This window comes from Neptuniibacter sp. (assembly GCF_024231755.1).
In the GTDB taxonomy this organism is placed as follows: domain Bacteria; phylum Pseudomonadota; class Gammaproteobacteria; order Pseudomonadales; family Balneatricaceae; genus Neptuniibacter.
Window position 1 is genome coordinate 1 of record NZ_JAAEQH010000216.1, and the last position, 9664, is coordinate 9664.

Consider the following 9664-nt stretch of genomic DNA (forward strand, 5'->3'; position numbering starts at 1 on the left):
CGTACAGATGGCACGTGATGCCGGTGCTAAGAAGGTTTACTTTGCATCAGCAGCCCCAGCGGTTAAATACCCGAACGTTTACGGTATCGATATGCCAGCTGCTGAGGAGCTAATTGCTCATGGCCGTACTGATGATGAGGTTGGTGAAGAGATCGGCTGTGATTGGATGCTGTATCAGGACCTTGATGATCTGAAAGACTCTGTGACTGAAGGAAACGACCAGATCAAAGCGTTTGATACCTGCGTATTCGATGGCCAGTACGTTGCCGGTGATGTTGATGCGTCCTACCTGGAACGCCTCAAAGAAGCGCGTAATGATGCGGCGAAAGGTAAGAAAAATAAGAAGATTGGAAGCAATGAGTCTTCCAATCTTTGCAGTAAGATAGATTAAGGAGCCACTGGCGAATGTCCATTTCCGATTACGAACGTGAAGCAAGAATCCAGTTCGATCCCGAAGGTTACGGGCTATCGACGCTGGCACTACGTTCAGGTCAGCATCGTTCTCTAGAAGGTGAACATAGCGACCCAATCTATCCTACCTCCAGTTTTGTATTTTCCAGTGCACGTGAAGCTGCTGCTCGTTTTGGCGGAGAGGAAGAGGGTAATATTTATTCCCGCTTTACTAATCCAACGGTGCAGTTCTTTGAAGAGCGTATCGCTGCGATGGAAGGCGGTGAGCGCGCAGTTGCAACTGCATCGGGCATGGCAGCGATTTTAAGCACTTGCCTGTCGCTTATGCAGAATGGTGATCATGTTGTCTGCTCACGTAGCGTATTCGGTTCTACGGTATCACTGTTCGATAAATACCTGACGCGTACAGGTATCAGTGTTTCTTACGTAGATCCAACGGATCTAAATAGCTGGGAAGGTGCTATTCAGCCAGAGACTAAGATGCTGTTTTTGGAAACACCATCTAACCCATTGGCAGAACTGACCGATGTAGCTGCTGTAGCAGAGATTGCACACAAACATGATGCTTTACTTGTAGTCGATAACTGTTTCTGTACGCCTGTACTTCAGCAGCCGTTGAAGCAGGGCGCCGATATTGTGATCCACTCAGCAACTAAATACCTGGATGGTCAGGGGCGTTGTGTTGGTGGTGTAGTGGTTGGTCGTGACAAAGAACTTGAAGAAGTATTTGGCTTTATCCGTACTGGCGGTGCCTGCCTGAGCCCGTTCAATGCTTGGGTTTTCCTCAAAGGTCTGGAAACACTTAAGTTGCGGATGGATGCACACTGCAACAATGCATCAGAGATGGCATCCTGGTTGGAACAGCAGGAAGGTATTGAACGGGTATTCTACTCCGGCTTGGAAAGCCACCCTCAGCATGAACTTGCGAAAAAACAGCAGAATGGCTTTGGTGGAGTTTTATCCTTTGAGGTAAAAGGTGGCCAAGAAGCCGCTTGGCGCTTTATTGATGCAACTCAGATGGTATCTATCACCGGTAATCTGGGTGATGTAAAAACTACCATCACCCATCCGGGTACAACCACTCATGGGCGTATGACTCCGGAAGCACGTGCAGAAGCTGGAATCAAAGATAACCTGATTCGTCTGTCTGTTGGGATCGAAGATCTGGAAGATATTAAAGCGGATATGTTGCTTGGATTAGCAGCGATCTAAACGTTGTAGACTTTGATATGAAAAAGCAGCCAGGTGGCTGCTTTTTTTGTGTTCCCTTAGCGTTTACTCTCTCTTCGTTACCAACCTAATTAAACATTTACTGTTGGCTCAATTCTTTTAGGTGACGCTGTTGCAACTCTTTGCTTACGTCTGCGTTTAACCCAACTTTTAAAGCCAAGGAGAATGGTTAGGCTTATACCTAGAACAAACACACTAATTAGGGTATCTCGAATATTCAGGCCCAGACCATCGGCAAAACGCCATTTATGTAGGTAACGGAAGATCCAGCTGAATACTTTATCTGTCTCATTTACCCGAACCGATAAAACTGCATCGCGTGTATCGACGTAATAGCTTTGACCGGGATAGTCCAGTGCGATAACGGGTAAACGTTTATCGATGAAACCATAGTGTTCATCTGCCTTGAAGTTAAAAATTACACGATGATTAGATTCCGGGTTTTGTTCCAACTGTAATGTGCTTATTAATTCAGAAGCGAACAGTACCCCTCCGGATGGTATAACCTCACCTGTTTCCGCACTAATCCAGATATCTGGCTTACGTGGCTGAATGAGCTGCCATACGACTGAGCCGTCTATCAGGTGGGGATAGATATTGGTTATTTCGGAGTAGTTAGCCTGTAATTCTAGAGGTCCTACATTCAGGTCGCTGAGGTCCATTTGTTGATCAAGCGTGAGGCCACGCACCTCTGGTATCTGTTTTTCAAAGGTTCTTACCAATCCACTGGATACGAACATCAATAAGGACAGTGAAATAATTACCCCTGACCAGGCATGTAGTTTTTTTAGATCTTTAGATTTTCTGCGCTTTAGTGGTAACACACAGAACAGATACAACCCGCTCACACCCAGTACCAGTGAAGCCGTCATCAAACTGATAAAAATCAGAGTACGCACAGGATGTTCCGGATCTATGAATGCCCAAACGTGCAGGTATTGGAACGTCGTCATAAATAGACGGCGCTGGTCGTCTACCAGAGTTGCCAGCCTGTCCTGTCGGATATCAACAAATACACTGAGATTGTCTGGTCGATTAAGCTGTACTTCCCATATGGGTAACAGACGGTTAATCGGAGCATAGCTTTGAGAAAATTCTGTTAATAAACGGACCTGGTTAATCTTACTACTATGATCACCACTAAAATGCCGTGCTAATTGAATGGCATAAGCTTCTGCGGTATCAGGAATATTTTTGCCATTCAAATCATAGAGCTGACTAGCTTTTTCTCTGCTATTCCAGTGTTGAAGGTACCAGCTATCATTCACTTTAACCGGACGTAGTCCGGCAGTTTTCTCCAGTGGGAAGTCGGCGGGTAAGCTTTTCAGTGAAGGTAAGCTACCCGGCCAAACAGGAGGTACATAGAAACGTTTTTCAACTTCCGGAGCAGTGAGGCGCATCACTGGATGCAGTAATCCGCTTAGCCCAAACAGCAATAAAGGGACCATCACAATCAAGGCCAAACGTCTGTGCCATATATAAAGCTTACCAGTCATTTTTTTGCCCCTTACCAGTGATACTTCAGGCCGGCTTTAAAGTTACGCCCCTCACCAGGGTAGTATTTATCTCTCCCCCAACTGATCTCAGACTGATACACATATTCACGATCAAAAAGGTTATCAACACGGGCAAAAAGAGTCATATCAGGTGCTAGCCTGTACTGTCCTTTCAGGTGGAAAAGGGTATAGCTTTTTGCTTTCTCGCTATTGGCGTCATCTTTCCAATATTCACCGAAATGATCCATCTGTAACTGAAGGTCCAGTCCAGAAATTTCCTGAGGAGACCAGTTTAATTTGGCGCCTGCTTTATTCTTCGGTGCAAACTTCATTGTATTGCCAGAGTAGTCGTTCCCGTCATTTACGTAATCGATAAACTCATGCAATGAGTGGCTATATGCTAACTGTCCTGAAATTGATGGAGAAAACTGATATGCCGCTTCAATCTCAATACCTTGGTGTCTGGTTTCGCCCGCATTAGTGCGGTAGGTGTCGCCATGCGCGTCTTGTGCTGTGACGATGGCATCATCAATATCCATCCGGTAGATTGCTGCTGAGAGGGTAAGGTCACGTCTATGCAGGCGGTAACCTAGTTCTAGAGTAGTTGATGTCTCTTCACTCACGCCACCCACCAATGAGCCGCTGTCACCACTATTAAGATTGTACAAAGACGATGCGGTTGGCAGGCGGTTGGATTGAGCCAGACGGCCGTAAAAACCACTGTGCTCAGATAATGAATAGTGGAAACCTAGTTTGGGGTTAAAGCTGCTAAATGAGTCTTTACGATCAGCTAGCTGGCGATTGCCGTAGCCATCGTTATCCGTTTCAGCAAGATGGTTATCCAGCTTGTAACGACTGTAATCAATACGTGCTCCCGCTTGCAGACTCAAGCGTTCCCCTAATCCGAAATTATGTTGGAGATAAGGAGATACATTGCTATAAGCGATCTCCTGATCCCGATATTTGAAGCCTTCTGTATAGGTAGTGCTACCACCCCGCCAAGAGGTTAAAGTGATGGTTAAAGGCTGAATTGTCAGTAGTTCAGATTCTGAATGTTCCAGATCTACACCAAAAATGGTTTCACTACCGTTATCATGGTTCCAGTTGCCTTTTGCCAGTAAACCGTAACTGTTCACACTGCTCTCATTCCAGGGTGTGTAAGAGCGCCAGGTAGCAATGTAATCGTTTGTGTTGTGGCGGAAGTAGGGGATAAGGCTGATGGATACTTGATCATTCAGCTTATGGTTTAACTCGAAACTCAAACGGGCAAAGTCACTGTCTCGCTCCGGATCAATAGCTTCTACAACGGGTGCGAGCCCAGATTGGCTAGGATCCGCTTCATATTGGTCCTTGGTCAGTGAAGAGGCCATTTCATCGGTCATAGTTGAGGCCTGGAACTGGGTTTTTAGTTCAGTATCCGTACCTATATCCCACAAATGTTTAAGCAAAACTTCCTGGCGATCTCGAGCGGTGTGGTCACGCCAGCCATTGTGTTGAAGTGCAGAAGCTGAGATCAGGAAAGCCTGATCGTGGGATATTTTGTCACTGTGTTTAAGCTTGATTTGTGCGTAATCATTAGCGCCTCCTAACAAGCTGATATCACCTTTTGGATAAAATGTAGGATCTGTACTCAGCACGTTAATCGTTGCCGCTACGGCACCAGAGCCATACAGAGTTGTCCCCGCACCTTTCAGAACCTCAATCTGATCAGCGTTAGTGTTGAAACTGGACCAGCGTAATCCGTTATGGTTAAAAAAAGCACTGGATTGCAGAGGGATGCTATCTTGGAGAAACAGATAGTATCCATCGTAGTTCAGTGGCATGCGGATACCCGTGTTGTGTGATGAACTGCCTGATAGCTGATTAATAGTCACGCCAGCCATCAGACGGGTGCTGTCCTGAATATGCACACCCTGATCGATCTCTAATTGTTCATCATCCGTTGTGCTTACACTTACAGGTAAGGTTTCACTCGCTTCATCATCACGGCTAGCGGTCACAATAATGGTGGTGACAAGGTCGTCAATTGCATAAGCCTGTAACGGTGTACACGCGATACAGGCGGCTGTAATCAGATTGAGAGGGAAGGTGACGGGCGATGCATTTGTTTTCATTGCTTTAGCTCATGCGCTCAAAAATTTTGCGCATGGTATAGAGCTAAAACTGCCTTGAGAATGTGACTAATTGTCGCTGTGACAGAATGTCGCAAGGGCTGAAAATGGGATTTATTGTCTTGATTTTCAGATGGTTATTTATGGCTGAGCTAGCTATACCGCGGGCAATGGTACTTCTAAATTGAGTACAGGAAAGCTTGGGTTTCAGGTGAAAAAGGTAGAGATAGCGTTCGTAAATAGTTTTGTTTCTAGTCTATTTAGTGCCCCAGATTTTTGAAACGGCTCCCTTTGAACCCAGTGTGCCAACCACCACAGCGACAAATCCTATGCAGAAGAAGACGATAACAGGGATGAGTGTCCCTATGTCTTCGCTGGCGGAAGCGCCTATGCCTGAGATAAGTGAAAGGAAGATAAATAGACTTCCTAATACGTTTAGGGCGATTCTGTGGGATTTCTTGTAGTTGGCTGGTACTTCTTCGGTTTCGAAGAATTTTAGGATTGGCCAGAAGAGTTTGGTTAGGATTTCTTTCATTTTATCCAGAGTTTTACATTCAACATAGCAACGAACATAACTCTCTAGCGGTGAGATGTAAAATCTGGGTGGGTTAGTAGCTAGTAGCTAGAACGCCAAAAAGCAGTGGCTAGTATCGAGAACGCTTCGCTGTTAGAACACTGCTTCGCAGCTGCTAGGAAAGGCTTAGGATATCCAATCCATGTGTAGGAGGCGTGTCCTCACGCCGATTCCGGGACTTGGTGAACAGCCGTGTATTGTGGGAAATGGGAGGCCTGACCATACAGCTTCCCTTCATGCTATTAAGGCAATCAATGCTTGTGCTGTGGATGAGCCAGACGGAGTATATAACCAAATGAATGCAGAGCAGTTGAGTAAAACTGTAATCCAGAACACAAAGCGAAAAGGCTGCTTCTTTGATTTATGACGTAACTTTTGTTGTGCCAAAAGGGCGCCAGGCCAACCTCCGATTAGAGCAAACATGTGCAGGGTGCTTTCCTGTGTGCGCCATCCGCCTTTACGAGCCGCGGATTTATCCATCGCATATATGAGGAAGGTAAGCAGGCTTGCAACAATATACAGGGCAAGAATAAGAGGATGTATTTTAGCTGTAATAACCGAAATACAGACAACGGTTAAAAAAATGGCTGCACATATCAAGGCCAGAGAATTATTTTGAGATTTCGTTTGTTGTGGAAGGCGATCACCGGCTAATGTTGCCTTAGCAGCGCATGGCCTTCCTTGCCTGTCAGTAGATAGACTATAGGTTACCAATTTACCGATCTCGGGACGGCTACTTCTCTGCCTGAAAGCTTTTATATGTAGAAATACTCTTTTCCCGCCGGAGCAAGGCTCAACAAAACCAAAGCCCTTTTCGTCGTTCCAAGATATTATTTTCCCCTTAGTACGCATAATAGATAGTCTTCCTTGGCTAACAGCTAAACAGAGATCAAACTGATGTCATACTAACACGTGAAAGAGGGAGCGATCTTGGGCTAGGTAAAGGTTTTTAGTCTTTCCTAGCAGCTGCAAAGCAGCGTTCTAGCAGCAAAGCGTTCTCGCCACTCGTAGCGGCTATGCCGCGTGCTTGTATTAACCGCGTGCTTAAATTCACCTCGTGCTCCTTAGTCAGGTAAAAATTCACCCTTCAGTTTGGTAGATAGCACCATCCGGACTGAGTCTGCTACTTTTCAGCTGAAACGCCTCAACCTCAAACCCCGTTTCAAACCCAATCCCGTTACTCGCAACAGTCTCCAAAATTTCCGGAGTAAGCTTCTTACAACGCCCAAGCGTCAGATGCGGAATAAATTTACGCTGTTCGAGTTTGATTCCAAGACCTCTGATTTTATGACTTAGAGATTTCTGTAAACGCTGAAGTTGTTCATTTTCGTCGACACCCAACCAGATGATGCCGGAGCGGAAGTGGCCTATTTGTTTCAGGGTGAGATTAAAAGGTGTGAACTGAACCTCTGCGACAGCTTCTATGATCTCATCCAGGCGGTGCTGGGGTTGGTCGCCGATAAAGACCAGTGTGATATGTAGTTGATGGCTTGTGGTCCAGCGTACCTGTTCCAGTTCAGGGCAGGTGAGGAGGGCGATCTGATCCTGAATGGATTCGGGAATATCTATGGCAAGAAAGAGACGCATAGGGTATCTGCTGATTATCTGAAAGGGTTTATTCAATTATAATAGCGCCATAATTTTTTAACCGTAAAGCAATTAAGAACGTGAAGATTATTCTGGCACCGATGGAAGGTGTTGTTGATTACACCATGCGTGATCTGCTGACTCAGGTCGGTGGTATTGATCACTGTGTGACTGAGTTCCTACGGGTGAGTGATAGTGTGCTCCCGGCTAAGGTGTTTCGTCGGCTCTGCCCTGAACTCCACAACGGGGGCAAAACTCCGGCGGGTACGCCGGTAATTCTGCAGCTGTTGGGGAGTGATCCCTCTGTTTTGGCCGGTAATGCGCGTAAAGGGGCTAAGTTGGGTGCGCCGGGTATTGATCTCAACTTTGGCTGTCCTGCGAAAACGGTTAACAGAAGCAAAGGTGGTGCGGTTCTGCTGGATGCGCCTGAGTTAGTGCATGAGATTGTAAAAGCGGTACGAGAGGCAGTGCCTGAAGAAGTACCTGTTTCTGCCAAGATGCGTTTGGGTAACAAAGATAAGTCGCTTGCGTTGGAGAATGCCCATGCAATTGCGGATGCAGGGGCTGATTCTATGGCGGTGCATGCCCGCACTAAGTTAGAAGGTTATAAACCTCCAGCCCATTGGGAATGGATAGCACGTATTCGTGAAGCCGTGAATATCCCCGTTGTTGCCAATGGCGAGGTATGGAACTGGGAAGATTATCTGCGCTGCCGTGAAGTCAGCGGTTGTGATGATGTGATGATTGGCAGAGGTTTGATTGCCAAGCCCGATTTGGCAAAAGTGATTAAACATCATCAACTTAATGAAACAGTTTCTTCCCTTAATTGGGAACATGTGCTTAAGTTAGTTGAGCAGTATTTAGTTCAGATTGAGCGAGATATAGCGGCTAAATATGTTCACGGAAGATTGAAACAGTGGTTACACCATTTACAGCGTGAATATGATGAAGCTGGGGTGGTTTTTGAAAAAGTTAAAAAATTAAGGGAACCATCTCAACTGAGAGTTGCCTTAAACCAACAATTCTGAATAAATACTCAAAATTAATGTGGTAATTATTATCAGCCAGGAGACCTGTAAATGAACTCATGGATTAGTCCTGCAGCAAAACTGATGGGAAGTCTGAAGTACCCGGCGAAGTTTATTGTTGTCAGCGTTCTTTTTCTTATCCCTCTAATTCTGACAGTTGGTCTCTTTTGGCAGGAGCTGAGCCGCAGTATCAACCTGACTAAGTCTGAGCTCCGCGGTATTGAGATTATCCAGCTAACAGAGCCTCTGGTGGTAAATATTGGTCAACACCGCGGCCTGACTAATGCCTTCTTGAACGGCAATACCGGTGTTGAAAGTAAAGTCCTGGATAGGCGCGGCAAGGTAGATGCAGCCTTACAGGGGCTGAAAGGCGGTACAGGTGATACAGGCTCTGATATCAAAAAGTTGATAACTGAACTGGAGTCCCGCTGGGCTGCTATAAAGAGCAGTATCGGTACTGAGCAACCTGCAGAAATTTTTGAAATGCATAACCGTTTTGCTGCAGCGGTACGTGGGTTTAACAAAGAGATTCTTACTGCTTACTCACTGGAACTGGACCCGCATAGCGATACAACGTTTATGATCGATAATGTGGCTGTTTTCCTGCCGCAGATTATCGATGAGGTGGGGCAGTTACGTGGTAAAGCTTCTGGTGTAGCGGCAAAAGGGCAGTTTACTCCGGATAGCTTTATCTACATCAACAATCTGATGGGACGTTTGGAAAAGGTTTATCCGGGATTATCTTCTGGCCTTAAACTTAAAGAGCTGTCTGCTATGAGTGCGGCCATTGATGAGGCTCAGAAAGGCGTAGGTGGTTATCTGGCTTACATCCGTACCAATGTCACTGAACCTGATTCTATTGCGGTTGATTCCAACCAGGTTTTTTCTGAAGGTACTGCGGCAATTAAAAAGGTTCTTGGATTGTATAAAGAGATGCTGCCAGCACTGTACGCTAAAGAGCAGAGTTATCTTGAGAAACAGGTATTCAGCCGTAACCTGATTGTTGGTGTTATCGGTGTCACTATTGCACTGGCATTCTATTTATTCTTAGGTTTCTACCGTTCAACTATTCTGACTATCGAAAGCTTCCAGAGAATGTCCGATCAGTTGGCCAGTGGAGACCTTACCGCTCGTCTTGATAAGCGTGGTAAGGATGAAATGTCTGCTATTTCTGAAGGCATGAACAAGGTTGCAGATGGGTTCGAACAACTGGTGCGTGAGGCAAAA

At 45.8% G+C, this 9664-nt stretch carries 8 protein-coding genes and 1 pseudogene; 4 read left to right on the forward strand and 5 right to left on the reverse strand.

Going from position 1 to position 9664, the window contains the following annotated elements; translation table 11 throughout:
• Together GY843_RS11440 and GY843_RS11445 are read left to right on the forward strand one after the other, a co-directional pair.
• Nucleotides 1-391, forward strand: a pseudogene (locus GY843_RS11440) (amidophosphoribosyltransferase); the annotation flags it as partial.
• 14 nt (nt 392-405) lie between these two features.
• Entirely contained in the window at nt 406-1623 is a 1218-nt protein-coding gene (locus tag GY843_RS11445; RefSeq protein ID WP_297309678.1) for an O-succinylhomoserine sulfhydrylase, read from the forward strand.
• A gap of 89 nt (nt 1624-1712) precedes the next feature.
• On the opposite strand, the gene GY843_RS11450 is transcribed toward GY843_RS11445, so the two are convergent.
• The 5 genes from GY843_RS11450 to thpR form a co-directional block, all read right to left on the reverse strand.
• Nucleotides 1713-3137, reverse strand: coding sequence for a PepSY domain-containing protein (locus GY843_RS11450; protein WP_297309680.1), 1425 nt, complete (start codon nt 3135-3137; stop codon nt 1713-1715).
• 11 nt (nt 3138-3148) lie between these two features.
• The gene (locus tag GY843_RS11455; protein WP_297309682.1) at nt 3149-5251 is read right to left on the reverse strand and encodes a TonB-dependent receptor; all 2103 of its coding nucleotides are present in this window, start codon (nt 5249-5251) and stop codon (nt 3149-3151) included.
• 253 nt (nt 5252-5504) lie between these two features.
• Complete coding sequence (locus GY843_RS11460) at nt 5505-5783, reverse strand: hypothetical protein (protein WP_297309684.1); 279 nt, start codon at nt 5781-5783, stop codon at nt 5505-5507.
• Between the two features lie 273 nt (nt 5784-6056).
• On the reverse strand, nt 6057-6674 hold the full coding sequence (locus tag GY843_RS11465) for a DUF1294 domain-containing protein (protein WP_297309686.1): 618 nt from the start codon (nt 6672-6674) through the stop codon (nt 6057-6059).
• Between the two features lie 228 nt (nt 6675-6902).
• Nucleotides 6903-7409: an RNA 2',3'-cyclic phosphodiesterase gene (gene thpR, locus GY843_RS11470; protein ID WP_297309688.1), complete on the reverse strand. Its 507-nt coding sequence runs from the start codon at nt 7407-7409 to the stop codon at nt 6903-6905.
• A gap of 80 nt (nt 7410-7489) precedes the next feature.
• On the opposite strand from thpR, the gene GY843_RS11475 reads away from it, so the two are divergent.
• Together GY843_RS11475 and GY843_RS11480 are read left to right on the forward strand one after the other, a co-directional pair.
• A complete protein-coding gene (locus GY843_RS11475; protein WP_297309689.1) occupies nt 7490-8437 on the forward strand; it encodes a tRNA-dihydrouridine synthase in 948 nt (315 codons plus the stop codon).
• Nucleotides 8438-8488: 51 nt separating this feature from the next.
• Nucleotides 8489-9664, forward strand: a 1176-nt coding sequence (locus tag GY843_RS11480) for a methyl-accepting chemotaxis protein (RefSeq protein ID WP_297309691.1), incomplete at its 3' end; no start/stop codon positions are given.

Coding starts and splice junctions, on each gene's coding strand:
- GY843_RS11445 (WP_297309678.1), top strand. CDS start 406: ATGTCCATTTCCGATTACGAACGTGAAGCAAGAATCCAGTTCGATCCC.
- GY843_RS11450 (WP_297309680.1), bottom strand. CDS start 3,137: ATGACTGGTAAGCTTTATATATGGCACAGACGTTTGGCCTTGATTGTG.
- GY843_RS11455 (WP_297309682.1), bottom strand. CDS start 5,251: ATGAAAACAAATGCATCGCCCGTCACCTTCCCTCTCAATCTGATTACA.
- GY843_RS11460 (WP_297309684.1), bottom strand. CDS start 5,783: ATGAAAGAAATCCTAACCAAACTCTTCTGGCCAATCCTAAAATTCTTC.
- GY843_RS11465 (WP_297309686.1), bottom strand. CDS start 6,674: ATGCGTACTAAGGGGAAAATAATATCTTGGAACGACGAAAAGGGCTTT.
- thpR (WP_297309688.1), bottom strand. CDS start 7,409: ATGCGTCTCTTTCTTGCCATAGATATTCCCGAATCCATTCAGGATCAG.